This window comes from Rugamonas apoptosis, from assembly GCF_014042355.1.
Taxonomy (GTDB): domain Bacteria; phylum Pseudomonadota; class Gammaproteobacteria; order Burkholderiales; family Burkholderiaceae_D; genus Rugamonas; species Rugamonas apoptosis.
On record NZ_JACEZU010000003.1, the window covers coordinates 180,517 to 206,477 of the forward strand.

General features: G+C 65.8%; 22 protein-coding genes. 9 read left to right on the forward strand and 13 right to left on the reverse strand.

The features are described 5' to 3' along the window. Positions 1–114: 114 nt before the first annotated feature. Positions 115–3,663, reverse strand: a complete 3,549-nt coding sequence (locus tag H3H39_RS07385; protein ID WP_182152729.1) for a response regulator — start codon at positions 3,661–3,663, stop codon at positions 115–117. A gap of 180 nt (positions 3,664–3,843) precedes the next feature. Between H3H39_RS07385 and H3H39_RS07390 the strand changes: the two genes are divergently transcribed. After that, positions 3,844–4,329 (forward strand): acyl-CoA thioesterase, encoded by a 486-nt coding sequence (locus H3H39_RS07390; RefSeq protein WP_375540410.1) that lies wholly within the window; start codon positions 3,844–3,846, stop codon positions 4,327–4,329. Between the two features lie 11 nt (positions 4,330–4,340). Here the strand turns inward: H3H39_RS07390 and H3H39_RS07395 are convergent, their stop codons facing one another. Next, complete coding sequence (locus H3H39_RS07395) at positions 4,341–5,108, reverse strand: fused MFS/spermidine synthase (protein WP_182152730.1); 768 nt, start codon at positions 5,106–5,108, stop codon at positions 4,341–4,343. A 170-nt stretch (positions 5,109–5,278) separates the two neighbouring features. On the opposite strand from H3H39_RS07395, the gene H3H39_RS07400 reads away from it, so the two are divergent. The 6 genes from H3H39_RS07400 (at position 5,279) to fdhD (ending at position 10,955) form a co-directional block, all read left to right on the forward strand. Continuing rightward, the gene (locus H3H39_RS07400) at positions 5,279–5,554 is read left to right on the forward strand and encodes a hypothetical protein (protein WP_182152731.1); all 276 of its coding nucleotides are present in this window, start codon (positions 5,279–5,281) and stop codon (positions 5,552–5,554) included. 36 nt (positions 5,555–5,590) lie between these two features. Then, complete coding sequence (locus H3H39_RS07405) at positions 5,591–6,754, forward strand: GGDEF domain-containing protein (RefSeq protein WP_182152732.1); 1,164 nt, start codon at positions 5,591–5,593, stop codon at positions 6,752–6,754. Positions 6,755–6,937: 183 nt separating this feature from the next. Continuing rightward, positions 6,938–8,392 (forward strand): Ppx/GppA phosphatase family protein, encoded by a 1,455-nt coding sequence (locus H3H39_RS07410; RefSeq protein WP_182152733.1) that lies wholly within the window; start codon positions 6,938–6,940, stop codon positions 8,390–8,392. 83 nt (positions 8,393–8,475) lie between these two features. Continuing rightward, positions 8,476–9,213, forward strand: a complete 738-nt coding sequence (locus H3H39_RS07415; protein ID WP_229217919.1) for a hypothetical protein — start codon at positions 8,476–8,478, stop codon at positions 9,211–9,213. Between the two features lie 106 nt (positions 9,214–9,319). Continuing rightward, positions 9,320–10,090: a GNAT family N-acetyltransferase gene (locus H3H39_RS07420; protein WP_182152734.1), complete on the forward strand. Its 771-nt coding sequence runs from the start codon at positions 9,320–9,322 to the stop codon at positions 10,088–10,090. A 61-nt stretch (positions 10,091–10,151) separates the two neighbouring features. Then, positions 10,152–10,955, forward strand: a complete 804-nt coding sequence (fdhD, locus tag H3H39_RS07425; RefSeq protein WP_182152735.1) for a formate dehydrogenase accessory sulfurtransferase FdhD — start codon at positions 10,152–10,154, stop codon at positions 10,953–10,955. Between the two features lies 1 nt (position 10,956). Here fdhD and H3H39_RS07430 read toward each other — a convergent pair whose 3' ends face one another. The 8 genes from H3H39_RS07430 to H3H39_RS07465 all read right to left on the reverse strand — a co-directional run bounded on the left by H3H39_RS07430 (position 10,957) and on the right by H3H39_RS07465 (position 19,143). Continuing rightward, positions 10,957–13,296, reverse strand: coding sequence for an FdhF/YdeP family oxidoreductase (locus H3H39_RS07430; RefSeq protein ID WP_182152736.1), 2,340 nt, complete (start codon positions 13,294–13,296; stop codon positions 10,957–10,959). 152 nt (positions 13,297–13,448) lie between these two features. After that, the gene (locus H3H39_RS07435; RefSeq protein ID WP_182152737.1) at positions 13,449–14,210 is read right to left on the reverse strand and encodes a substrate-binding periplasmic protein; all 762 of its coding nucleotides are present in this window, start codon (positions 14,208–14,210) and stop codon (positions 13,449–13,451) included. Positions 14,211–14,530: 320 nt separating this feature from the next. Then, a complete protein-coding gene (locus tag H3H39_RS07440) occupies positions 14,531–14,818 on the reverse strand; it encodes a hypothetical protein (protein ID WP_182152738.1) in 288 nt (95 codons plus the stop codon). 172 nt (positions 14,819–14,990) lie between these two features. After that, positions 14,991–15,683, reverse strand: a complete 693-nt coding sequence (locus H3H39_RS07445) for an ABC transporter ATP-binding protein (RefSeq protein WP_182152739.1) — start codon at positions 15,681–15,683, stop codon at positions 14,991–14,993. An 11-nt stretch (positions 15,684–15,694) separates the two neighbouring features. Beyond that, positions 15,695–16,513 (reverse strand): phosphonate ABC transporter, permease protein PhnE, encoded by an 819-nt coding sequence (gene phnE / locus H3H39_RS07450; RefSeq protein WP_220461463.1) that lies wholly within the window; start codon positions 16,511–16,513, stop codon positions 15,695–15,697. Continuing rightward, positions 16,510–17,346 carry a PhnE/PtxC family ABC transporter permease gene (locus H3H39_RS07455; protein WP_182152740.1) on the reverse strand — a complete coding sequence of 279 codons (837 nt, stop codon included), beginning with the start codon at positions 17,344–17,346 and terminating at the stop codon, positions 16,510–16,512. The genes phnE and H3H39_RS07455 overlap by 4 nt, the downstream gene beginning before the upstream one ends. A 21-nt stretch (positions 17,347–17,367) precedes the next feature. Beyond that, complete coding sequence (locus tag H3H39_RS07460; protein WP_182152741.1) at positions 17,368–18,255, reverse strand: phosphonate ABC transporter ATP-binding protein; 888 nt, start codon at positions 18,253–18,255, stop codon at positions 17,368–17,370. A 6-nt stretch (positions 18,256–18,261) separates the two neighbouring features. Then, positions 18,262–19,143 (reverse strand): putative selenate ABC transporter substrate-binding protein, encoded by an 882-nt coding sequence (locus H3H39_RS07465; RefSeq protein ID WP_182152742.1) that lies wholly within the window; start codon positions 19,141–19,143, stop codon positions 18,262–18,264. A gap of 200 nt (positions 19,144–19,343) precedes the next feature. On the opposite strand from H3H39_RS07465, the gene egtD reads away from it, so the two are divergent. After that, complete coding sequence (egtD, locus tag H3H39_RS07470) at positions 19,344–20,318, forward strand: L-histidine N(alpha)-methyltransferase (protein WP_375540415.1); 975 nt, start codon at positions 19,344–19,346, stop codon at positions 20,316–20,318. Further along, positions 20,315–21,598, forward strand: a complete 1,284-nt coding sequence (gene egtB, locus H3H39_RS07475) for an ergothioneine biosynthesis protein EgtB (protein ID WP_375540411.1) — start codon at positions 20,315–20,317, stop codon at positions 21,596–21,598. The genes egtD and egtB overlap by 4 nt, the downstream gene beginning before the upstream one ends. A gap of 5 nt (positions 21,599–21,603) precedes the next feature. Here the strand turns inward: egtB and H3H39_RS28335 are convergent, their stop codons facing one another. The 3 genes from H3H39_RS28335 to H3H39_RS28175 form a co-directional block, all read right to left on the reverse strand. Beyond that, positions 21,604–23,592 carry a methyl-accepting chemotaxis protein gene (locus H3H39_RS28335; RefSeq protein ID WP_182152744.1) on the reverse strand — a complete coding sequence of 663 codons (1,989 nt, stop codon included), beginning with the start codon at positions 23,590–23,592 and terminating at the stop codon, positions 21,604–21,606. Positions 23,593–24,010: 418 nt separating this feature from the next. Continuing rightward, a complete protein-coding gene (leuA, locus tag H3H39_RS07485; RefSeq protein WP_182152745.1) occupies positions 24,011–25,705 on the reverse strand; it encodes a 2-isopropylmalate synthase in 1,695 nt (564 codons plus the stop codon). 75 nt (positions 25,706–25,780) lie between these two features. Then, positions 25,781–25,906: a hypothetical protein gene (locus H3H39_RS28175; protein WP_255462454.1), complete on the reverse strand. Its 126-nt coding sequence runs from the start codon at positions 25,904–25,906 to the stop codon at positions 25,781–25,783. Positions 25,907–25,961 lie beyond the last annotated feature (55 nt).

Consider the following 25,961-nt stretch of genomic DNA (forward strand, 5'->3'; position numbering starts at 1 on the left):
GCTCCAGTCGTTGAGGGCATACGCGTCCGGCGCGTGACCCGACGCTGCGGCCAGACTAACAGGATAGCGCGGCGCGGGGCGCGCGCCTGCGGGCCGCCGATTCACTTGTCCCGCTCAGACGGCGTGACCGTCCGCAGGCGTCGCCATGCGCTGCGCCAATTGCGCCACGGCGGCGGCCGTGGCGGGCAGTGCCGCCAGCACGGCTTCGATCTCGGCTGCGCAAACGACCGGATCGGCCGTGCCGCGCAGGATCGCCTCGGCTTGCGCGGCCAGCGCGGCCAGCGCTTCGGCGCCTACCGTGCCGGACAGGCCCTTGAGCGTATGCAGCAGCGCTGGCGCCGTGTCCAGCCGGCGTCCGTCCACCGCTTCGCGCAAGGCCGCGGCGCTTCGTTCGGCCTCGACGGCGAAGCTGTGCAACGCCATCAGGTAGACCGGCGCCAGCCCACCCATCCTGGCCAGCGCGGCCGTGCTGTTGAGCTGAGCGGCCGGCGCGGCGGAGACGGTGGCGCCCTGTCCGGAAGCCGAAGTCGCAGCCGAAGTTGACGTGGAAGCCGAAGCCGAAGCCGATACCGGTGTCGACGCCGAAGCGGAGTCGCCAGCGGCGTCAGTATTGGCGCCAGCGGCCGCATCCGGGCGCGCATGGCGCAGGATGACGGCGATCAGCTGGGACAGGTCGAATGGCTTGCCGATGTGGTCCACCATGCCGGCCGCCAGTGCGGCGGCACGGTCGGCCGGCATGGCGTTGGCTGTCATGGCCACGATGGGTGGCGCCAGCTCGCCCAGCCGGGCGCGGATCTGGCGCGTCGCCTCGTAGCCGTCCATGTCCGGCATTTGGATATCCATCAGGATCAGGTCGGGCCGCTGGCCTGAGCGCAGCAGGGTGTCGATGGCGGCCTGGCCGCAGCCGGCCACTTCCACGTCGGCGCCATCGTTGCCCAGCAACTCGCTGGCCACTTGCTGGTTGGTGGGATTGTCCTCCACCAGCAGCAGGCGCAGGCCGGCCAGGCGCTGCAGCGAGCGTGGCGCCACGTTCGCCGCCGGGCCATGCTGGCTCAGGCGCGCGTCGGCCACCACGTTGAACATCATGGAGGCCGTGACGGGCTTGACCAGCACGCCGTCCAGCACCGGTTCCAGCTCGGCCTGGCGCTGGGCCAGCAGTTCGCGGTCGTAGGCGGTGACCATCACAATCAACGGCGTTTTCCCTTCCGGCACCAGGCGGCGGATTTGCCAACTGGTTTCCCAGCCATCCAGGGCCGGCATGCGCCAGTCGACGAATACCACGTCGTAGGGATGCTCGGCATCGCGCCCGGCCACGGCGGCCAGCGCGTCGTAGCCATTGTCGACCACGTCCACCCGCCAGCCGAACGAGTGCGCGATGTCGCGCAGGATCTGGCGCGCGCTGGCATTGTCGTCCACCACCAGGCAATCGAGGTCGTGCAGTGACTGGATGTCCGCCAGCGCAACGGTGGCGGGGCCGCTGCCGCTGATGCCGGCGAGCTCGGCCGGCTCGGCCGCCGGCTGCAGCTCGATCACGAAGCTGAATACGCTGCCCTGGCCCAGTGTGCTTTCCACCCGCAGCGTGCCGCCCATGATGCGCGTCAGGCGCTGGCTGATGGCCAGGCCCAGGCCGGTGCCGCCGTAACGGCGCGCCGTGGACGCCTCGGCCTGTGAAAAGCCATCAAAGATGTGCTGGCAATGTTCGGCCGAGATACCGATGCCCGTGTCGCTGACGGCGAACGCGATCGCCAGGCCCCGTTCGCCGCGCCCGGCCAGCTTGGCCGACAACACCACTTCGCCCGATGCCGTGAACTTGATGGCGTTACCGGCCAGGTTGAGCAGGATCTGCTGCAGGCGCAGCGCGTCGCCCACCACCCACGACGGCAGCGCCGGGTCGATGCTGAACAGCACCTCCACGTTCTTGTCGCCCACATTGGCCGACAGGATCACGCCCAGGTCGCGCCACAGCTTGTCCAGGCTGAACGGATGCGGGTCGAGCGCCAGCTTGCCGGCCTCCACCTTGGAAAAGTCGAGGATGTCATTGAGCAGGCCCAGCAGTGCGCGGGCCGCCGTTTCGGCCTTGCTGGCGTAATCGTGCTGGCGGCCATCGAGCGCCGTTTGCTGCAGCAGTTGCAGCATGCCTAGCACGGCGTTCATGGGCGAGCGGATCTCGTGGCTCATGTTGGCCAGGAACTCCGACTTGGTGCGGCCGGCCTGCAAGGCTTGTTCCTTGGCCAGCAGCAGGGCGTCGTGGGCGGCGCGCGCTTCCGTGATGTCGGTGCTGCTGCCCACCCAGCTCAGTACCACGCCGTTGGCATCGCGTTGCGCCAGCGCGTGGTGGTCGAACAGGCGCCACTGGCCGTCGTGGCGGCGCAGCCGGCAGTCGCAGCGGAATTCGTGCCCGTTGGCCTGGGCTTGCCGCCAGGCCGATTCCAGCGCCGGGCCATCGTCGGGATGGACGATGGCCGACCAATGCTCGCGCGCCAGCAATTGCGCCGTCGGCACGCCCGTGTAGGCATCCCAGTGGTGGCTCAGGAAATCCAGCCGCAAGGCCGGGGTGGTGGTCCACACCATTTGCGGCAAGCCTTCCGTCAGCGAGCGCCAGCGCGATTCGGACGCCGTCAACCGGGCCAGCGAGCTTTGCAGCGCCGCATCCTTCTCCACCAATTGCGTGAGCGACTGGTATTGCTTGCGCATGGCCACCCGCACGCTGGCCAGGAAGGCGCCTGCCAGCAAGTACATGACGGCGAGGAAGATGCTGGCGTTGCGGATTTCCCTGTGCCAGGGGATCAGGAAGTCGTCGCTCGACAGGCCCACCAGCACATAGACCGGGTAATTGCCGATGCGTTCAACGTTGTACACGCGCCACTGGCCGTCGAGCCGGCTTTCCGCCTGGTAGGTGGCGTGCGCCTTGCCGCTGGCCAGCACCGCTTCCGTGGCCGCCGACAACCGGGCCGGGGCGCCGATGACGACGCCCGGCGCCTCCGGATAGCGGTGCAGGAGGCGGCGTCGGCTGTCGAGCAGCGAGATCACGCCGTGCGGCCCCGTGTTGAGCGAGGCGAACAGTTCCGTGATGCGCGAAGTGCTCATGTTGACATAGGCCGTGCCGCCGAAGCTGCCGTCGGGCTTGGTGAGCGCGTACATCAGCGGCAGTACCCACTCGCCCGTGATGCGCGACTTGACGGGCACGCCGAAGATCAGCTCGCGCTCGGCGCGGGCGCGCTGGAAGAATTCACGGATATTCAAGTCCTGTGGGTGGGTTGGGTCGACCTCCTCGCCATAGATCACCAGGCCGTCCGCGTTCGAGCCGCGCACCGAGCGCGCGTGCGGCGTGCGTTCCTTGAGCGTGCGCAGGTAAGCGCTGAAGGCGGCGTCGTCGAAATGGCCGCTGGCCTGCATGGCGCGGAATTCCTGCGCCGCGCGTTGCATCGACAAGTCCACTTCCTGGAAATGGGACAGCAGGAAGTTTTCCAGCGCCACCGACAGGTTGCGCGAGGTTTCCTCGGCCGCCGCGTAGTAGCGCAAGCGGCTCTGGTTGAGGGCGTGGACGACGAAAATGGTGAGGATCAGCAGCACAGCGGCCACCGCCGCCACCAGCCGGGCAAACAATTTACGCAGTTTGAGCACGGTGTCGAGGTTGGGGGCGGGCGGGGAACGGTGGGGCATGGACAAGCTCGTTGTTGCGGATCAAGGCGCGGTTGGTAGATGGCATACCTTACCATCTGTACACGGCTTTGTAACCTTCGACTTGCATAGGCGCAACCGGGATGTGGCCGTGTTATTTGCTAGTGACGGGCTGAGCAGATAGGATGGCGGCATCCCTCACGCTTTCACACAGGAATAAAGATGGAAAAACCGATGACCTGGTCCGCCCACGAACTCACCATGACGGTCTTGATGACGCCGGATATGGCCAATTTCTCCGGTAACGTGCACGGCGGCACCATCCTCAAATATCTCGACAGCGTGGCCTATGCCTGTGCCAGCCGCTATTCGGGCAGCTATGTGGTGACGCTGTCGGTGGACCAGGTGATGTTCCTGCAGCCCATTCATGTGGGCGAGCTGGTCACGTTCCTGGCCTCCATCAACTACACGGGCCGCACCTCGATGGAGGTGGGGATACGGGTGGTGACGGAAAATATCCAGCAGCGCCTGGTGCGCCATGCCAACAGCTGCTACTTCACCATGGTGGCGGTGGATGAGAACCGCAAGCCGGTGGCCGTGCCGCCGCTGGTGCCGGAAACGCCGGAGCAGGTGTCGCGCCACGCCCAGGCCCAGTTGCGCAAGCAGGCGCGCCAGATGGTGCACGGCGCCAAGAAACACGGCGCCTGACGGGAGCGCCGTCAGCGGCCCCAGCGCAGGCGCAGCACCACCCAGTGCGCCAGCAGCCGGTTCAGCATGGCCAGCCCCAGTCCCTGGCGGCGTGCCACGCGGCGCTGCATGGCCAGCGCCGGCGAGCGGGCGCCGCCCTTGACGGCGAACACGATGCGGTTGTTGCCGGCCATGCCCTGGAACCAGCACAACTGCTCCTGGAAGGTGTGGCGCAGCCGGCGCAGCATGGCCGGGTAGAGCGGATCGTAGCTGAAGATGTTGGCCGCCAGCACCCCACCTGGCCGCAGCGCGCGCCGGCAATCGGCGTAAAAGCTGGCGCTGCCCAGCGCCGGCGGCAAGCCCGCCTCGTCGAAACCGTCCACCAGCAGTACGTCGGCGCAGCCGCTCTGGCTGGCCATGTAGTGCACGGCGTCCGTGTGGATCACGCGCAGGCGCGCGTCGTCGGGCGGAATGGCGAACTGCTCGCGCAGCGCGATCACGTCGGCCCGCAGTTCCAGCACCGTGATGCGGCTGCGCGGCAGGTAGCGGTGGCAGAACTTGACCAGCGAACCGCCGCCCAGGCCCACCATCAGGATATGTTCAGGTTGTGGCTGGAACAGGACGAAGCACATCATGGCGCGCGCGTAGCTGAGCACCAGTTCATCGGGGCGCGATAGCCGCATTTCGCTTTGCACCATGCCCGGCAGGAATTCCAGCGAACGCCAGTCGCCGCGGGTGTGCACCCGTGGCGCGGTGGGGCGTGTTGCCTGGGTGGGGTGTGGATCGGCTGGTGGTGGCATGGATGGCGTGGGCGGTGTGCGCGACAGGGCGTGCTCCGGTTGACGGACGCCGGGGCGTGTTTTTATAGTAGCATGCGGCCGCCGCGCCGGTCATCCGCATTTACAGATGGGCAATTTGTAGGTACATTGGCGAAAGCCGGGATCAGCCCTGGGCCCCATTGGAGAGAAAGATGTTTTTAGACCACCCCACCATTACCGCAACCAACAGTTTCACTGAGCCGGACCGTATCGAGCGCCTGACCCGCGTGTACGGCTACGTGGTGGCGCTGGCCGACCTGGCCAGCAATACGGGTTTCATCGAAAAGTTTTCCCAGATTCATGATCACAAGGGCACGCTGATCGTATTCTGGCACGAGGCGCCCACCGAAGACGAGAAGGAGTACTTCGTCAAGGCGTGGAGCAGCAAGATCGGTGACGGCAGCACCAACGTCGAACACGAGGTGTAAGCGGCGCACCCTGGCGCGCCACGCTTCCTGGCATCCATGGATATCAAAACACTGCTGCTGGCGCTGGCGCTGGGCAATTTGAGCCTGTGCGCGGCGCTGTTCTTTTTTGAGTACGAGCGCAAGCGCACGCTCAGCTTATCGACCTGGGCCGTGGCCAAGCAGTGCCAGGCCGGCGCCTGGCTGCTGCTGTATTTGCGCGGCACTTTGCCCGACCTGCTCAGCGTCGGCGTGGGCAACGGCTTGCTGTTCGCCGGCATGGCGCTGGACGCGGCGGCCCTGTGGGAACTGGCGGGCCGCCCCATCTGGCGGCGCTACCTGGCGCCCGCGCTGGCGCTGGCCGTGGCCGTGTTCCTGGCCGCTTACGTGGGCGAACTGGACAAGACCATCCGGGCCGCGGCCGGTGCGCTGATCGTGGCCGGTTTCTTCCTGGCCGGGGTGTTGGCGCTGGCTTTGCGCTGGCGCGACGGCACCATGCTGCGCCGTTTCCTGGTGGTGACCATGGCGTTGCTGTCGCTGGCCGTGGCCGCGCGCGGCATATTGTCCGCATTGCAGCCCGATGGCTGGGGCTGGGTCAGCGGCACCATGATCCAGTGGCTGGGCCTGGCCGTGCTGTATTTAATGATGCTCACCAACGCCTTCGGCTACCTGCTGCTCACGCGCGAGTCGCTGCAGGGCGAACTGGACCGCCTGGAAACCGTGGACACGGTGACAGACGTGCCCAACCGGCGCGGCTTTTATCAGGCGCTGACGCCTTGGATGGCGCTGGCGCGCCGGCCCGGCATGCCCACCGCCTTGATCGTGCTCAACCTGGACCATTTCAAGCGCGTCAACGACAATTATGGCCACCCGGTGGGCGACGCCGTGCTCAAGGCCATGGTTGACGTGTGCAAGAAGCAGTTGCGCGACAGCGACCTGATGGGCCGCCTGGGCGGCGCCGAATTCGCCATCCAGTTGCCCCGTACCTCACAGCAGGATGCGTTGATGGTGGCCGAGCGTATCCGCAACGCCGTGGCCGGCCATCCCGTCAAGACCGAGCGGGCCGTGATCAACCTCACGGCCAGCCTGGGCGTGACCACCATCCGCGCCGAGGACAGCACGGTAAGCCTGTTCAAGCGGGCCGACGAAGCCTTGCAGCAAGCCAAGCTGGACGGGCGCAACCGGGTGGTGGAGGCACGTGCCGAGAGCGCGCTGGAGGCCTGATTAAGCAAGAAGTTATTGCAACATGGCCATGGCGCGGCGCCCCGGCGACGCCTTGGGCTGGTGGAATTGACTTCCATGGCGCGGCTGTCATCGGCGCGTCATAATCCGCGCTTACTGTGTGAGGATTTTTCACCTGATATTCTGAAAGCCTTCGCGGTGGTCATCAGAAAAGAGGCTTCTCCTATGTATGCAGCAGTAGATTTGGGTTCCAATAGTTTCCGCCTGCACATCGGCAAACACGATGGCGAAGCGATCCGCGTGCTGAAAAGCGTGCGCGAGCCGATCCGGCTGGCGGCCGGCCTGGACGCCAACGGCAACCTGACCGAGGCGGCCATGCAATCGGCCCTGAATTGCCTCAAGAGCTTCCGCGTCACCCTGGCCGCCTACCAGCTGGAGGCGGTGCGGGTGGTGGCCACTTCCGCCATGCGGGTGGCGCGCAACGTGTCCGCCTTCCTGCCGGCCGCCGAACAGGCCATCGGCTATCCCATTGAAGTGATTTCCGGCGAGGAAGAGGGACGCCTGATCTACATGGGCGTGTCCAACGCGGTGGCGCTGCCGGGCGAGCGGCGGCTGGTGATCGACATCGGCGGCGGCTCCACCGAGCTGATACTGGGGCGCGGCCAGGAGATCGAGCGGGTCGAGTCGTTCAGCCTGGGCACGGTCAAGCAAAGCCTGTCGTTCTTCGTCGGGGGCCGGATCGATGAGCCGTCGTTCGAAGCGGCCATCCTGTCGGCCCGCAGCCACCTGGAGGACGCGGCGCCGCCTTACCACCCCCAGTACTGGCGCCAGTGCTACGGTTCGTCCGGCACGGCGCGCACGCTGGCCGAGATCATCGTCAAGAACGGCCTGGGGCGCGAGATGAACGCCGCCACGCTGGAGGCGCTCAAGCAGCGCTTCATCCAGATCGGCCATGTGAGCAAGATCGAACTGACCGGGCTGCGGCCGGAACGGGCCGGCACCATCATTGGCGGGCTGGCCATCATGATCGCGCTGGTGCATGAACTGGACATCCCCGTGGTACAGCCGATCGAGGCCGGCCTGCGCATGGGCGTGATGTGGGACTTGTACCTTCGTTCGACCAAACGTGACCGGCGCGAGCAGTCGGTGCGCGCCTTCCAGCAGAAATTCCATGTCGACGAAGGCCGTGCCGAGCGCGTGGCAAACGATGCGCTGGCCTTGTACGGGCAAATGAAACCGGGCTCGGACACCTACAATCGCCCCCTGTTCTGGAGCGCGCTGCTGCACGAGGTGGGCATGGTGGTGTCGCAAACGGGCTACCACAAGCACGCCGCCTACATGATCGAGAACGCCGATCTGCCAGGCTTCACCACGCGCGAGCAGAAGACCATGAGCCGCTTGATCATGGCCCAGAAGGGCAACCTGCGCAAGGTGGGCGAGGCGCTCGCGGAGCCCGATTTCGCCAAGGCCGTGGTGGCATTGCGGCTGGCGATACTGTTCATGCATGCCCGTATCGACGTCGATTTCCGTCAGCTCAAGCTGCGCATGAAGAATCGCATCGAACTGGAAATCCGGCGCGACTGGGTGGCCGACCATCCGACGGTGTCATACTGGATGGAGAAGGAGCAGGAGCTGTGGGACGAGGTAGGGGTGGACTTCAGCATCCGCGCCAACGCATGAACGGACGCCGCATGGCGTGATGCTGCTCAAACAAAACCTTCAAAAATAGTATATATTGTTTATATTGTTAATGAGGAGTGATGATGAGCAAAGCAATCGCCATGAAATCCACGGCCGGTGGGCCGGTCGCCAACGGCAAGGCGGCCCCGCTGCCCAAGATGATCGTCAAGGCGCCGGCCGCCAAGGCCAAGCCGGCCGCCCGCGCCGCCACCGTCAAGGCGGCTGCGACGCCGGTCGCAAAGCCTGCCGCCAAAGCGGCGGAAAAACCGGCCGCCAAGCCAGCGGCCAAGGCCACCGTGAAAGCCGCCGCGAAACCGGCGGCGAAACCAGTGGTGAAAGCGGCACCGAAGCCTGCCGCCGCCAAAGCAGTCGCCAAGCCAGCTGCCAAAGCGGCCGTCAAGGCTGCGCCGAAAGTGGCCGTCAAGCCTGTTGCCAAACCGGTCGCCAAGGCGGCTGTGAAGTCCGCGCCCAAAGCTGCCGCTAATGCCGGCCCTAAAGCTGCTCCCAAAGCGGCCCCTAAAGCCGCCTCCAAAGCTGCGCCCAAGGCCGCTGCCAAGGCGCCCGCCGCCCGTCCGGTGGAGCCGGCCAAGGACAAGCAGCGCAAGGACAAGCTGGTACGCGACAGCTTCACCATGCCGGAGCAGGAATATGCGGTGCTGGGCCAGGTGAAGAAGGCTTGCCTGAAGGCCGGCTTCGAGATCAAGAAGAGCGAGCTGCTGCGCATCGGCGTGGCCCTGATCAGCCAGATCGACCTGGCCACGCTGCAGAACGTGTTGTCCGCCTTGCCGCAGCTGAAAACGGGGCGCCCTAAGAAGGACTGACAAAAAAACAACGCTGCCCCGATGTCACGGAACCGACACCGCGATGTCATTTTCCTGAAGTATTAGACCGTTACGCTTGCTTCGTCTCCCACTGAAAGGACGAAGCATGCAACATTCGATCGTACAAGCGGACGTCAGGGCAGCGTCGGCCAAGCTGGTCCTCAGCATGGCAAGCACGCCGGAAGAACTGCGCGAAGTGCAGCGCTTGCGCTACAAGGTATTCATCGAAACCATGGGACTCAGTTCGCTGGCCCGCGACGATGGCCTCGACAGCGATGAATTCGACGAGCACTGCGATCACCTGATCGTGCGCGACACCAACACGCTGAAAGTGGTGGGCACGTACCGCCTGCTCAGCCCCACGCGCGCCCGCAAGCTGGGGCGCCTGTATTCCGAGAACGAATTCGACCTGGGCCGCCTGAATAACCTGCGTGGCCGCATGGTGGAGGCGGGCCGCGCCTGCATCCATCCCGACTACCGGGGGGGCAGCGTGATCATGCTGCTGTGGTCCGGCCTGGCCGAATACATGCGCCGCGAAAGCTCCGATTACCTGATCGGCTGCGCCAGCATCAGCCTGGCCGATGGCGGCCACAATGCCGTCGCCGTGTATGGAGCGCTGGCGGGCCAGCACCTGGCGCCGACCGAATACCGCGTCACGCCGCACCTGCCGTTCCCGATCAGTAAGCTGGAGGCGTCCGCCAAGGCCCAGGTACCGCCGCTGCTGAAAGGCTATATGCGCTCGGGCGCGTGGATTTGCGGCGAACCGGCCTGGGACCCTGATTTCGAAAGCGCCGACCTGTTCCTGCTGCTGCCGTTGGGGAACCTGGATAACCGTTATGCCCGCCATTACGGCGTGGCCGGTGAGGGTGCCGCCTGAGGTAATGCGTCACTGCCGCCGCGCATGTATCATGGCAGCATGATACGAGCGGGGAGGCGGGATGTGGTTTGACACAGAGCTGGAACGGGATGGTTTTCAGCAGCGGACCGTGGTGCGCCACCAGGGGATGTCCCAGGCGCGCACCACCGACCGCGTGGTCGAGGAAATGCCGGTGGCGCTGGTGTTCAACGGCGTGTCGCAAGCGGTGATGATGGCCACGCCGCGCGACCTGGAAGCGTTCGCGCTCGGTTTCGCCCTGTCCGAAGGGGTGGTCGATCAGCGCGACGATATCTATGATCTGGTGTTGCGCACGAACGGCGACAGCGCCGAAGTGGAACTGACCATCTGCCAGCAAGCTTTCATGCGCTTGAAAGAACGGCGCCGCACGCTGGCTGGCCGCAGCGGCTGCGGCGTGTGCGGCGTGGACAGCCTGGCGCAGCTTGACCTTTGCCCGCCGCGCATCGCCGCGCCGGCGCTGGAACACGCGCCCGCACCGGCCGTGGCGCGCGCCGCGCGCGAGCTGACGCAACACCAGTCGCTGATGCAGGCCACCGGCGGCGTCCACGCGGCCGCCTGGTGCCGTCCGGACGGCGCCATCCTCCACGTATTCGAAGACGTGGGGCGCCACAACGCGCTCGACAAGTTAATCGGCCATCTGGCCAGGCAGGGCGAGGACATGGGACGCGGCTTCGTATTCCTGTCCAGCCGCGCCAGTTACGAGCTGGTCCGCAAGGCCGCGCGCATGGGCATCCCCATGCTTGCCACCATCTCCGCCCCCAGCACACTGGCGATCGACATCGCCGAACGGGCCGGCCTCACGCTGGTGAGCTTCTGCCGCGAGGACGGTTGCGTGCAGTACGCTTGATTCAGGCGTTGGCGGGGGCGCTGGTTGGCGCGCTGGCTGGCGCACTGGCTGGATACAGCAGCACAGGTATCGACTTGGAGGTGGGCGTGCCGGCGCCGTCGGCTGTGCTGTGCAGCGGGATCAGGGCGTTCGTCTCTGGGAAGTAGGCGCCCAGGCAGCCGCGCGGGATGTCGTATTCCACCAGCATGAAACCGTCCGCGCGGCGCTCCACGCCGTCGTCCCACACGCTCACCATGTCCACCCAGCCGCCCGGCCGCAATCCCAGCATGTCCATATCGGCCCGGTTGGCGAACACCACGCGGCGCATGCCGTACACGCCCCGGTAGCGGTCGTCCATGCCGTAGATGGTGGTGTTGTACTGGTCGTGCGAGCGGGCCGTCATCAGCGTCATCAGGCGTTCGCCATGCATGGCGCGGGCGCGGTGGATGGGGGTGTCCGTGTCCACGGCGCGCACCAGGAACTGGGCCCGGCCGCTGGCCGTGCGCCATTCGCGCGCGCGTGACGCCACTTTCAGGTGGAAGCCGCCCGGCTTGGCCACGCGCGCGTTGAAGTCGTAGAAATCGTCGAACACCTTGGCCACGGCGTCACGGATGCGGGCATAGTCGGCCGCGTACCAGTTCCAGTCGACCAGCGCGCTGCCCAGCGTGGCCTCGGCCATGCGCGCCACGATGGCCGTTTCCGACAGCAGGTTGGGCGAGGCGGGCGGATTGCCGCCGTAGGACAGGTGCACCATGCTCATGGAATCCTCCACCGTCACCCCTTGCGCCACGCCTTTCTGCAGGTCGATCTCGGTGCGCCCCAGCGTGGGCAGCAGTAGCGCGGCCTTGCCGTGCACCAGGTGGCTGCGATTGAGCTTGGTGGCCACATGCACCGTCAGCTCGCAGGCGCGCAGCGCCGCGAAGGTGAGCGGGGTGTCGGGCGTGGCCATGGCGAAGTTGCCGCCCATGCCGAAGAACACCTTCACTTTGCCATCCAACATGGCCTGGATGGTGTCCACCACATCGTAGCCATGTTCGCGCGGCGGGGTGAAGCCGAACACCTGGCCCAGCCGGTCGAGGAAGGCGGCGGTCGGCTTTTCCTCGATGCCCATGGTGCGGTCGCCCTGCACGTTGGAGTGGCCGCGCACGGGGCACAGGCCCGCTCCCTGGCGGCCGATATTCCCCCGCATCATCATCAGGTTGGACAGCATCTGGATCGTGGCCACGGCGCCCTTGTGCTGGGTCAAGCCCATGCCCCAGGTGGCGATCACGCGCTGGCCGTGGGCGTAGATGTCCGTCAGGCGGTCGAGCTGCGCGCGCGGCACGCCCGATTCGGCGATTAGCTGGTCCCACTCTTGGTGCCGCAAATCGTCGGCGAAAGCATCGAAGCCGTTCGTGTGTTCGGCGATGAAAGCCACGTCCAGCAAGCGTGCCTGGCCGGCCGCGCGGGCCGCGTCGTCCAGTTCCAGCAAGCCCTTGGCCATGGCTTTGATCAGCGCGAAGTCGCCGCCCAGGCGCGGCTGGATGAACAGCGAGCCGATGGTGGTGCTGGCATTGGTCAGCATCTCCAACGGGTGCGATGGCGAAGTGAAGCGCTCCAGCCCCCGTTCGCGCAGCGGATTGATGGAGACGATGGTGGCGCCCCGCCTGGCGCAGTCGCGCAGTTCGCCCAGCATGCGCGGGTGGTTGGTGGCCGGGTTCTGGCCGAAGATCAGCAGCGTGTCGGCGTGTTCGAAATCGTCCAGCGTGACGGTGCCCTTGCCGGTGCCCACGGTGCCGGGCAGGCCGCGGCTGGTGGGTTCGTGGCACATGTTGGAGCAGTCCGGGAAGTTGTTGGTGCCATACATGCGCACGAACAGCTGGAACAGGAAGGCGGCCTCGTTGCCGGTGCGGCCGGACGTGTAGAACGCGGCCTGGTTTGGATCGGGCAGGGCGTTCAGGTGGCGCGCAATCAGGTCGAACGCGCTATCCCAGGAAATGGGGATGTATTTGTCGCTGGCCTGGTCGTACACCAGCGGATCGGTCAGGCGGCCGTGTTGTTCCAGTTCGTAGTCGGATTGCTGCAGCAGCGCCCCCACGGCATGCCGGGCGAAGAACTCGGGCGGCACGCGCTTGCTGGTGGCCTCCGCCGCCACCGCCTTGACGCCGTTCTCGCAGAATTCGAAGGTGGACGTGTGGACCCGGTCGGGCCAGGCGCAACCGGGGCAGTCGAAGCCGTCGGGCTGGTTCTGCGCCAGCAGGCTGCGGTAATTGCCGCCGCTGACCTTCTCGCGCACCAGGTTGATCGCCACTTGCTTCAACGCGCCCCAGCCGGCGGCGGCGTGCGGGTAAGGTTCGATGCGGCCTGGTTTGGTATCGTTCATGCGGCGTGCTCCGTGGATGGTTATGCGTTGTCGCTGTCCCGTCGTGGCGCGCGGGCGGCCGCCGGGAAATGGGGAGTATAGTGCCTCATTGATTTTTTGAAAACAGTGCAGTTTTGTCTGTTTTCGGCCGGCATGGCGGCAGGGACGCGGGCTTACTGGTCTTCCGAGCCCACGAACTGGTAGCGCTTCTTGAGTTCATCGACTTCCTGCCGGTTGGTGGCCATGAAGCGCTTGAATTCCTCGACCAGCCTGGGATGCTTGACCGAGGAGACATACCACTGGCCCGATGCATGTGGCAGATCCGGGTCGTACACCACCGGCGGCTGGTCGGCCTTGCGGATCTTGGTCCAGTAGTAGCGGGCGATGCGGGTGTTCATATACGCGCCGTCCACCCGCTTGACGATCAGCTTTTGGTACAGGCTGTCGTAATCGCCCGTTTCCTCCACCCGCAACGTGCCGTTCGACATCAGTTGCTGGTAGGGGTAGGGCGTGAAACCCAGCGGTATGCCCAGCACTTTCAGGCGGCCTATGCCTTTGCCCAGGTTCTCCGGCCGCACCAGCACACCGTCCGTGAACTCCAGGATGGGCGCGTAGCTGATGGTGACATTCCTCTTCAGCGCGGCCACCCAGTTGGGATTGTCCGGGTAGGCCAGGTCCAGTTTGCCATCCACGAACAGGTGGTCGCGCCGCTTGAGCGGGTAGGCTTTATACACGAAGGTATAGCCTTGGTGGCGGGCGAAGGCGTCCAGGATGTCCTTGCCCAAACCGCCATATACGCCGCCACGAAACTCGGAATAAGGCAGGAAATTCTGATAGTCCTCAACCCCGACCGTAAAGGTTTTGCCGTCGGCGCCCAAGGCTGCACCCGACAGCATGAGGCAGGCGAGGGTGCTGATAAATAGGGGGCGCATCATGACAAACTCCGGTCGGCCAAGCTGGCGGCGTGGTGCCGCGGGCATGGGTTTCTTTTACCATGGATGTGTGCGCATGGCAATCACCGTGTATCAGCCACAAGAAACCGTTAGTTACAAATTTAGGCCAGTTGAAGCTCTGTATAGTTACTTCGAGAAAATTACTGTTGATTACTGTCAAACGTCGTTCAGCGGGGTTTGGGCTGGACGTTGAAATGGAGTCGCGGATAAACGGCAGGCTCGCTGCACGTGTTTTCTCTGGCGCGGTTGGGGCGCCGGAAGCCGCATGCCGGCGCCTGGCATAGCATGGTCAGCGGGGCTGCTCAGTGCATGGAAGCGGTCGACAATTCCTTCAGTTCTCGGATGCTGATGTCCGATTTCTCGTGCATGCGCAATAAGATGGTGGCCCCGACGGCCAGCTTGCGATGCCGGATCTTGCTGATGATGGGGGGCTGCACTTCAAGCACGCGGCACAGCTCCGCATCGTTTTTCAGGTTCATCTTCTCGATGAGCGTGTCCAGCAGCTTGTTCGGGACAAAGCTGGACGGTTCGAGCGCGCGAGCCCGGTTCATGGCCTCGATCAACTCCAACTTTTTTTGCCGTACGTTCATTTTTGCTCCTCCTTTGCTCAAAAAACGTGGTTGGGTTGGCGTGTCCTCGCTGGCGAGCCATCCCACATTTCGGTTGCCGAATGTGGAATGTGGCTCAACATTCTTGATAACCAAGCAAGTTACTTTCAATAATACTACGGAGAGAATTGGATAGGATGATTTGATAAAAAAATTATCTTGTTTTTTGCTCAAACGGATTGACGATTGTTGTTTCTTGTATGCCGAGTTTCGTTAAGAGCAACGTTTTGTCGGCCATGGCGGCCGCGGCGTGGGAGTGGGTGACCATGATGGCGCAGGCGCCGGTCGCTTTGATTTCCTGGCGCAGCAGGGTGAGGATGGTGTCGGCCGTGTCGGGGTCGAGGTTGCCGGTCGGTTCGTCGGCCAGCACCAGGGCCGGTCGGTGCACCAGCGCGCGGGCGATGGCGACCCGTTGCAGTTCGCCGCCGGACAGTTGATGCGGGAAGTCGGCGCCGCGCCCGCCCAGGCCCACCGCTTCCAGCATCTGGCCGGCGCGTCCGCGCGGCAAGCCGTTCAGCAGCAGGGGCAGGGCCACGTTCTGCAGCAGCGTCAGATGGGGCAGTACGTGGAAGGCCTGGAAAATGAAGCCCATGCGGGCCCGCCGCAGCCGGGTGGCCGCGTCGTCATCCAGTCCGGACATGGCCACGCCGTCCACCAGGATGGGCGACGCTTGCGGGCCGGGATCGGGCTGGTCCAGGCCTGCGATCAGGTTCAGCAAAGTGGACTTGCCGACCCCGGAGTCGCCCATGATGGCGACGAACTCGCCGGCCCGGAAACGCCAGCTGAGCTTGTCCAGCACGGGATGGCCGCTGGCGTAGGATTTGGTGAGTTGGCGCAGTTCAAGCACGGGGACGTCCTTCAGCGGGTCAGCACGCGGCGCAGCGCGAAGCTGACGGCATCCACCAGCCCCACCAGCAGCAGCATGGCGGCGATCACGGTGGCCGCTGGCTGCATCTGGAACAGCGACAGGTGGTACTTGAGCATCTGCCCCAGTCCGCCCGCGCCCACCACACCCAGGATGGCGGCCGCGCGGATATTGTTCTCCCATCGGTACAAGGTGTAGGACAGCATCTGCGGCAGCGCCTGCGGCAAGGTGGCGTACAGGAAGGCGGCCATGGGCGCGGCGCCATTGGTGCGCAGGCTCGCTTCCGGATGGGGGGCGGCGTTTTCCAGCGCGTCGGCGAACAAACGACCCAGCACGCCGGAAGTGTGCGCGGCCAACGCCAGCGTGCCGGCGAATGGCCCCAGGCCGGCGGCGATCAGCAGGATCGAGGCCCACACCAGTTCGGGGATCGAGCGCAGCACGTTGAGCAGCGCCCGCACGGGTGCGCGCAGCACGCGCCCGAAGCGGCCGGCGCCGGGCAAGGCCAGCGCCAGTCCGGCCAGCGCGGCCAGCAGCGTACCGAGGGCGGACATGGCCAGCGTTTCGGCGGCGGCGCCGGCCGTCTTGGTCAGGAAGGGCAGGGCCAGTTCAGGCGGCGCGAAGCCGGCCAGGAATTCGCCCATGCTGGCCACCGCGTCCAGCGTGAAGAAGGCGCGCCATTGCAAGGGTAGCGTGGCGAAACTGGCCGCCACCAGCATGGCCAGCAGCGCGCCCAGGATGATGATGGACCAGGCACGCGGCGGCGCCGGCGGCATGCCGGATGGGGTGCGCGCTGGGGTGTGAGCCGGGGTCATGCGAGGCGCCTCCGCAGTATTTTCGAGACGGTGTCGGCGCCTGCCACCAGCAGCACGAAGATGATCAGCATGGACGACACTTCGCCGCCTGACAGCATCTTCATCGATTCATCCATACGCTGGCCCAGGCCGCCGGCGCCCACGAAACCCATCACCACCGAGCCGCGAATCGCGCATTCCCAGCGGTACAGGGTATAGGACACCAGTTCCGAGGCCGCTTCCGGCAGCGTGCCATACAGCAGGGCTGCCAGCCGCCCGCTGCCGTTGGCCAGCAGCACGGCGCTGGCGCCGCCATCGGCCGATTCCAGGATCTCGGCGTAGACCTTGCCCAGCATGCCGCAATAGGTGAGGGCGATGGCCAGCACGCCGGCTGTGGGGCCCAGGCCGATGATGCGCACGAACAGCAGCGCCCACACCAGTTCCGGCACGCTGCGGAGCAGCACCAGCAGCCAGCGCGCCACCTGGCGCAGCAAGGCCGAGGGCAGGCGGATGCGGCCCGTTCCCAGGCGTGAGATGGACAGCTTTTCCGTCACTAGCAGCGCGGCGGGAATGGCGCCCAGCAGGGCCAGCGTGAGGCCCGAGGTGGCGATGGCCACCGTCTGCCACGTTTCGTGCAGCAGCATGGCGAGGAATTCGGGATCGTGCGCGGGTGGCATGAAGCCGGCCAGGAAGCGGCCCGTGGCCTGCAGGCTTTGCCAGTCGAACAGGATGGACGGCTTGAACTCGCTGGTCACGACCATGGGCCACAGCAGGGCCAGGCCCAGCACGGCCATGATCACGCGGCCGCGCCAGGCAGGGTCGGGATGGCGCGTGGTGCCGTGCGTGTTGGACATCTTGAGCGTCGCTTGCATGGCTTAGAAACAGGCGCCCACGGCCACACGCGAGGTTGGCGCGGACGCGGCCGGCACGCTGGCGCTGGGCTGTTCGCCTTGATACAGCGCCGTCACCATCTCCGGCGTGACCTGCTCGCGCGGCAGGTCGAATACGATGCCGCCGTCGCGCAGCGCGACGATGCGGGGGAAATGGGCCAGCGCCAGGTCGACCTGGTGCAGGCTGCAGATCAGGGTGGCGTGACGCTGGGCCGCCTCCTGGCGCAGCGTGGCGATGGTCAGTTCGGACAGGGCCGGATCCAGTGCCGACAGTGGTTCATCCACCAGCAGCGCCTGGGCCGACGACAGCAGCAGCCGCGCCAGTCCGCAGCGCTGGCGTTCGCCGCCGGACAGGCGGTCCACCCGTGCATACAGCTTGTCGCCCAGGTTGAAGCGGGCCAGCGCGTGGTAGGCCGCTTCGGGATCGGCTGGTTTGACCAGCGACACGAGGGCACGCCACAAACTCCACTGCGGCAGGCGCGCCGCCAGCACGGCCGTCACCACGCGCTGGCGCGGCGGCAGGGGCGGCGTCTGCGGCGCCAGGAACAGACGCGCGCGCAGGCGGTGGCGCTGCGCCTCGCCCAATGTCCACGGATCCTGGCCGAAAGCCTGGAACACGCCATCGGCGGGGCGGTGCGCGCAGGCCAGCACGGCCAGCAAGGTGGTCTTGCCGGCGCCGGACGGGCCGATCACGGCCACCTGCTCGCCTTGCGCCACCGTCAGCGTGATGTCGCTCAGGGCCGCGCTTTGGGCTGATACTTGGGCGGCGGCCAGATGGCGCACCGTCAGGCGTTCCAGGCGATAGGTGGGGCCGGCGCCGGCGTCGGCGCCGGTGCCAGTTTCTGTGCCGGTAATATTACTGCTGTCTTGCATCGTCGTTTACTTCTTCAGCAGACCCGCGTTGACGGCGGCCGCTTCGATGGCCGTGTAGTTCTCAGCCTTGGTCGGCACGAATTTCGAGGCGCGCTGCAGGTCCAGAATGGCCTTGTCCTGCGGGTTCTTCGGGTCCAGCGCCAGGAAGGCGTCGCTCAGCTTTTTCTTCAGGTCGGCGTTCATGTCGGACCGCACGCTCCAGTTGTAGTCGTAGTAGCCGGGCGTGGTGTAGAACACGCGCACCACGGCCGGATCGACCTTGTGCTCGCCAACCAGCTTTTCCCACACGGAGATGTTGAGTGCACCCGCGTCCACCTTGCCGCCGGCCACGGCCGCCACGGTGGCGTCATGGGCGCCGGAGAAGGCGATGCGTTTCAGGTCCGTGTCCGGATTGATCTTGGCGGCCAGCAGGAAGGAACGGGGCATCAGGTGGCCCGAGGTGGACGACTCGGAACCGAAGCTCAGCGTGTGGCCTTTCAAGTCTTCCAGCTTGCGGATGTCCTTGTTGGTGGTGATGAACACGGAGTGGAATTGCTCATCCTCGGCGCGCTGCACCAGCGGCGTGATCTGGTTCTTGCTGCGGTCCTTGGCTTGCACGAAGGTGAAGCCGCCGAACCACACCATGTCCACTTTTTTGTTGATCAGCGCTTCGACCGAGGCGGCGTAATCCGTCACGGGCGTGAACTCGACCTTCATGCCGATCTTCTTCTCCAGGTATTCGCCCAGCGGCTTGAACTTGCGCTGCAGTTCCGTCGGCGCCTCGTCCGGAATGGCCGACACGCGGAACACCTGGCTTTGCGCCTGGCTCAGTGGCGCGGCCAGCAGCAGGGCCGCGCTCAAGGCGGCGGTCAGGGCGGATTTGAAGGTGCGCAGGGCGGAAGTGGTCATGGTGGGTGTGCCTTTCTTGTTTGGGTAGTTATCCGATTGCTATCGCAGCGTGGCGCCGCGGATTGGATATTCGGCTATGATAACAAAATTGTTATCCGTAGCAGTGGCCGGCGTGGCCAGATGCAAGGGCAGCGCCGGCAGGCAAGACCGTCATCCACCCTCTGACCGAGTCCACTATGCTGATGCCCAAAACCCCGGCGATGCGCATTGTTTCGCCCGATGCGCGCTCCCCGTCTGCCCATGGCGCGCCCGCCGTGCTGGCCGAGATCAGCGCCGGCCTGCTGGCGCCGTCCGCCGCCGTCTCGCCCAAGTTTTTTTACGATAGCCTGGGTTCGCGCCTGTTCGAGGCCATCTGCGAGCTGCCCGAATATTATCCGACCCGCACCGAGGCCGCCATCTTCGCCCGCCATGGCAGCGACATCGCGCGCGCCGTCGGCACCGGCTGCACGCTGATCGACCTGGGCGCTGGCAACTGCGCCAAGGCCGCCGCGCTGTTCCCGCTGCTGCGACCGGCGCAGTACGTGCCGGTCGATATCTCGCGCGACTTCCTGGCCGACGCCGTGCGCGGCCTGCAACAGCGCTTTCCGGAGATCGGCATGCTGGCGCTGGGCATGGACTTCTCGCAAGGTTGCACGCTGCCCGATGGCGTGCGCCATGCGCAGCGGCTGTTCTTCTATCCCGGTTCGTCGATCGGCAATTTCGGTCCCGATGAGGCGCAACGCTTCCTGCGCGGCCTGCGCGACAGCGCGGGCGAGCAGGGCGGGCTGTTGATCGGGGTGGACCTGGTCAAGGATACGGCCCTGCTGGATGCGGCCTATGACGACGCGCTGGGTGTGACGGCCGCCTTCAACCTGAACCTGCTCAACCACCTGAACCACCTGGCCGGGGCCGACTTCGACGTGCGCCACTGGCTGCACCGCGCCTTCTTCAATGAACAGGCCAGCCGCATCGAAATGCACCTGGAAGCGCGCCATGCCCTGACCGTGCGCTGGCAGGGCGGCGAGCGCCATTTCGGCGCGGGCGAACGCATCCACACGGAATACAGCTACAAATACACCCGCGCCGGCTTTATCGCGCTGCTGGAACGGGCCGGCTTCGAGGCGGCCCGCATCTGGACCGACCCGGATGGCTGGTTCGCCGTGATCCACGCCCGCGTCGCGGCTGCGCACCCATGAGCATGCACCAACCTCCGCAACTGGCCGGCGCCCACGCGCTGTGGCGCGCCCGCTATGAAACCGTGCGCCACCGCACGCTGGCGCTGGCCGAACCGCTGTCGGACGAGGATTGCGGCGCGCAGTCGATGCCCGACGCGAGTCCCGTCAAATGGCATCTCGCGCATACCACCTGGTTCTTCGAGACCTTCATCCTGGAGCGCATGGAACCCGGCTTCGCGCCGTTTCATCCGGCGTTCCGGGTGCTGTTCAATTCCTACTACAACGGTGTGGGTGAAAAACATCCGCGTCCCCAGCGCGGCTTGCTCACGCGGCCGTCGATGGCGCAGGTGCGGGCCTACCGGGCCGACGTGGACCGCCGCATCGCGCGGCTGACGGATAGCGTGCGCGATGAGGAGCAGGCGCGGGAACTGGGCGCGCTGCTCACGCTGGGCCTGCAGCACGAACAGCAGCACCAGGAGCTGATGCTGACGGACGTGAAGCATCTGCTGGCGCAAAACCCGCTGCTGCCGGCCTACCTGGAAGGCGCGCTGGCACCGGCCGAAGCGGCGCCGCTGGCGTGGCTGGTGTGCGAGGGGGGCCTGGTCGACATCGGCCACGATGGCGACGGCTTCAGCTTCGACAATGAGCTGCCCCGCCATCGGCAATACGTGGCGCCATATGCGCTGGCCTCGCGGCTGGTGAGCAATGGCGAATACCTGGCCTTCATCGAAGCGGGCGGTTATGACGATCCCGCCTTGTGGCTGGCCGAGGGCTGGGATTGGGTGCGGGCCAACGGCTTGCGTCATCCGTTGTACTGGCTGCGCGGCGAAGGCGCGGGCGAGGGCCGGGGAGCGTGGCGGGAATTCACGCTGCATGGCGCGCAGCCGCTGGACCTGGCGCGCCCTGTCACGCACATTTCTCTGTTCGAAGCGGACGCCTATGCCCACTGGGCGGGCGCGCGTTTGCCGACGGAAGGGGAGTGGGAGTTGGCCGCCCGCGCGGCCGAGGTGGAAACGGGCTGCTTGCATCCGGCTGGCGTGGCGCCGGCCCATGTGGGGCAGGGCCTCGCCCACATGTTCGGCCAGTGCTGGCAGTGGACCAGCAGCAGCTACGCGCCGTATCCCGGCTACCGCGCCGCGCCGGGCGCGCTGGGCGAATACAACGGCAAGTTCATGGTCAACCAGTACGTGCTGCGCGGTTCCTCATGCGCCACACCGGCCGGCCATGCGCGTGCCAGTTATCGCAATTTCTTCCCGGCTGGCGCGCGCTGGCAGTTCACCGGGATCCGCCTGGCGCGCTAGTGTAATCAGGCCGCCAGTTTCAGCCGTTGCTGCTGCTGTTGTTTCTCGCGTTCGGCCTTGGCGCCGTCCGCGAAGCCCAGCTTGAATACGCTGACGGCCGACTGCAATTCCCGGGCCTGCAGGTTCAAGGACTTGGCCACGGCCGCTTCCTCTTCCACCATGGTGGCGTTCTGCTGGGTGACGGAATCGAGATGGGTGACCGCTTCGGTGATCTGTTCGATACCGATCGCCTGTTCGCTGCTGGCCGTGCTGATCTCGCCCACGATGTGGTTCACGCGCGAGATGCTGCCGATGATCTCGTCCATCGTGGCGCCGGCCTGCTGCACCAGCTTGGCGCCGGCGCTCGATTGTTCGGACGAGGCGTCGATCAGGGTCTTGATCTCCTTGGCCGCCGCCGCCGAACGGTGCGCCAGGTTGCGCACTTCCGTGGCCACCACGGCGAAGCCACGTCCCTGTTCGCCGGCGCGCGCCGCTTCCACGGCCGCGTTCAACGCCAGGATGTTGGTCTGGAACGCGATACCGTCGATGATGCCGATGATGTTGGTGATCTCGCGGCCCGAGGCGTTGATCGATTCCATGGTTTCCACCACTTGCGCCACCACGGTGCCGCCGCGCACGGCCACGTCCGAGGCCGATGCGGCCAGCGTATTGGCCTGGCGCGCGCTTTCCGCGTTCTGGTGCACGGTCGAAGCCAGTTGTTCCAGCGCCGACGCGGTCTGTTCCAGCGCGCTCGCTTCCGATTCCGTGCGGCTCGACAGGTCGGCATTGTCGGTCGCCATCTGGGTCGAGGCGCTGACGATGGCGTCGCTGCCGGCGCGTACCGTGCCGACGATGCCGACCAGGCTGTCCACCATGGCGTGCAGGGCGCGCCCCAGTTGGCCCGCCTCGTCTTCCGAGTGGGCGTCGAAGTTGACGGTCAGGTCGCCCTGGGCCACGCGGTGCGCCGCTTCCACCGCTTCGGCCAGCGGCACGGTGACGGATTTGATGATGGCCACGCAAGTCACGGCGGCCAGCACGGCCAGCGCCAACATGCCGGACAGGGCGGCGTAGCGCACCGCATTCAGGTGCGCCAGGCGCGCATCGACCCGGCTGCGCACCAGGTCGAGCGCGGCGTCGTTCAGTTTGAGCTGGCTGTCGATGGCGCCGGTGAGCTGGCTGAAGTACTCGGCCGGGGCCAGCGTCAGCGCCTCCGGCTGCACCAGTTGCTGCTCCACCAGTTGCAGCACGGCGCGGCCGGCGTCCTGGCTGGTTTGTTCCAGCGCGCCCAATTGGCCCTTGATGCTGGTGTCGCCATCGCTGGCCTTGCGCAGCGAATTGGCGGCGCCGTCATACAGCTCGCCGATGCCGGCGGCCATGGCGGCGATGGTGACGCGGTCTTCCGGCGAGGCCGTCTTGGCGGCCAGCGCGGCCGAACCCTTGGCGCGCAGGCGGCCCAGCGCTTCGGTCAGCGTGGGCGACTTGACCAGCGCCGAGTCGATCAGATAGAAGGTTTCGAATTGCGGTTCCTGGCTCAGCTTGTAGTGGTCCACCAGCGCCTCGTTAAAGCGCATCAGCTTGCCGATCAGGGCGCTGTGGGCGGCAAAGCTTTCCTTGCCCGTCAGCGCGCCTTGGTCCACGCGCGCCGTCAGCGCACCGGCTTCGTCGCGCAGCTTGGCGTAGCGCTCGAACAGGGCCGGGTCGCCGTCCTTGAGCAGCCCATCGGCGGTGGTCAGCGCTTGGGCCAGTTCCTGTTGCTTGGCGTGGCGGTGGTCGGCCGCGCTGGTGTCGCCACCGAGCACGATGGCCGACAGGCCGCGGTGCTGCTGCGCCAGCTTGATGGCGGTCAGGGTGGCGCGGATCGGCGCGATGCCTTGCGCTTCCTGGCGCGCCACGCTCACTTCCTGGCCCGACTGGACGATGTACAGCAGCAGGGGAATGGCCACCAGCACCGCGCACAGCAGTGACAGGACCAGGAATTTTTGCCAGAGCAGCAGGCGGCGCAGGATCAGGTTCATGATGGACTCGTTTCTAATTCGTTCAGCTAGGGGATGCGGGGACGTCGGATCGTTGCGTCAATTTGGTGCAGTTTTTCCGCGAAATGACCGGGTTGGTGCAAATCAGTGTCACACTATAGTGCACTGCAGCAAGAAATCGCATGATCTAAAACAATTTATGCACAAATTGGGCCAGCCAGCCCCTATGGAAGGGGTAGCGGCTGTGGTAAACGCGCACGCACGTGGTGCAAATGTCCATATTGCCGCGAGGAAGGGAACAGAGGAGAGTTCGACTGGTTGCACAGATCGCACTCCTGGCCAAAAGTGCAGTGTAGTGCAATCCGTGGTTTAGTTATCATATTTTCCACTTTTTTTTGAGCGGAAAACGTTGCGTGCAAACGACTGGCGGTGGCACGCAACGGGGAGGGGACGTGTGGCGTCAGGCGGCGACCGTGCTGGCCGTGGCGCCGGCCTTGGTCTGCTTGAGCTGGCGGTTGACGGCGCTCAGCACAGCCTTGAACGAGGCGGTGACGATGTTGCTGTCGATGGCCGCGCCGAACAGGGTGGGGCCGTTGGCCAGCCGCAGTTCCACGTAGCAGGCCGCCTTGGCATTGGCGCCCGAGCCGATCGCGTGCTCATGGTAGTCCATCAGCTTGATGTCCAGGCCCAGCGCGTCGACGAAAGCGTCGATCGGACCGTTGCCGCCACCTTGCAGGGCCAGTGGCGCCTGGTTGTGGATCACGGCGATGTCGATCTGCACCGGCTCGTCGCTGCTGGTGTCTTCCACCATGCGGTGCGAACTGTAGGCGTAGGGCGCGTTCTGCTCCAGGTATTCGCGGCTGAAGATCTCGTGGATGCCGTCGGCCGTGATTTCCAGGCCGGTGGCGTCGGCCACCGCCTGCACGGCGCGCGAGAATTCGATCTGCAGGCGGCGCGGCAGCACCAAACCGTAGTCCTGTTCCAGCAGGTAGGCCATGCCGCCCTTGCCGGACTGGCTGTTGACGCGGATCACGGCGTCGTAGCTGCGGCCCAGGTCGGCCGGGTCGATCGGCAGGTAGGGGATTTCCCACAGCGCGCCAGGCTGCTGCTGGGCGAAGCCTTTCTTGATCGCGTCCTGGTGCGAGCCGGAGAAGGCCGTGAACACCAGGTCACCCACGTAGGGGTGGCGCGGATGCACGGGCAACTGGTTGCACTCTTCCACGCACTTGCGCACTTCGTCGATGTCGGAGAAGTCCAGGCCCGGATGCACGCCCTGGGTGTACAGGTTGAGCGCCAGCGTCACCAGGTCCACATTGCCGGTGCGTTCGCCATTGCCGAACAAGCAGCCTTCGACGCGGTCGGCGCCGGCCATCACGGCCAGTTCGGCCGAGGCCACGGCCGTGCCGCGGTCATTGTGCGGGTGCACGCTGATGAGCAGCGAATCGCGCCGCGCCAGCTTGCGCGACATCCACTCGATCTGGTCCGCGTACACATTGGGGGTGCTGCATTCGACCGTCGACGGCAGGTTGACGATCATCTTGTTGTGCGGGGTCGGTTCCCAGATGGCGCTGACGGCATCCACGATGTGCTTGGAAAAATCCAGTTCCGTGGTGGAGAACGATTCGGGCGTGTATTCGAACACCCATTCCGTCTGCGGATGCTGGGCCACCAGTTCCTTGACCAGGCGGGTGCCGCTGGTGGCGATCTCGGTGATCTGCTCGCGCGACATGCCGAACACCACCTTGCGGAACACGGGCGCCACCGAGTTGTACAGGTGGACCACGGCGCGGCGCGCGCCGGCCACGGAGGCCACGGTGCGGCGGATCAGTTCATCGCGCGACTGGGTCAGCACGATGATGGTGACGTCTTCCGGAATGCGGTTCTCGTCGACCAGCTTGCGCACGAAGTCGAAGTCGGTCTGCGAGGCGGACGGGAAGCCCACTTCGATTTCCTTGAGGCCGATCTTGCACAGCAACTCAAAGAAGCGCAGCTTTTTCTCGGCGCTCATCGGTTCGATCAGGGCCTGGTTACCGTCGCGCAGGTCGGTGCTCATCCAGATAGGCGGCTTGGTGATGACGTTGTTCGGCCACTGGCGGTCGGACAATTGGACAGGGGGGAAGGCGCGATACTTCGCTGCTGGGTTCTGCAACATCATGGGATACTCCTGGAATCTTGAAGGGGGAAAGCCGATACGGGCGCGGGTGGCAACGGGCTGGCAGGCGGCCACGGGTCACTTGGCCTGACAACCGATCGGTAGCGATAGCAGTAGATGCGACTGGACGCGCAGGCGCAGCGGCAGCGCGCGCGGGGCGCGGGTGCTGGTGCTGGTCGATACGCGGTGGGCCGTAGTGGGCATCGGTGCAAACTTTCCTGGGGTTCGAAGATCCGTGCGGCTTATGGCCGGCGGAGTA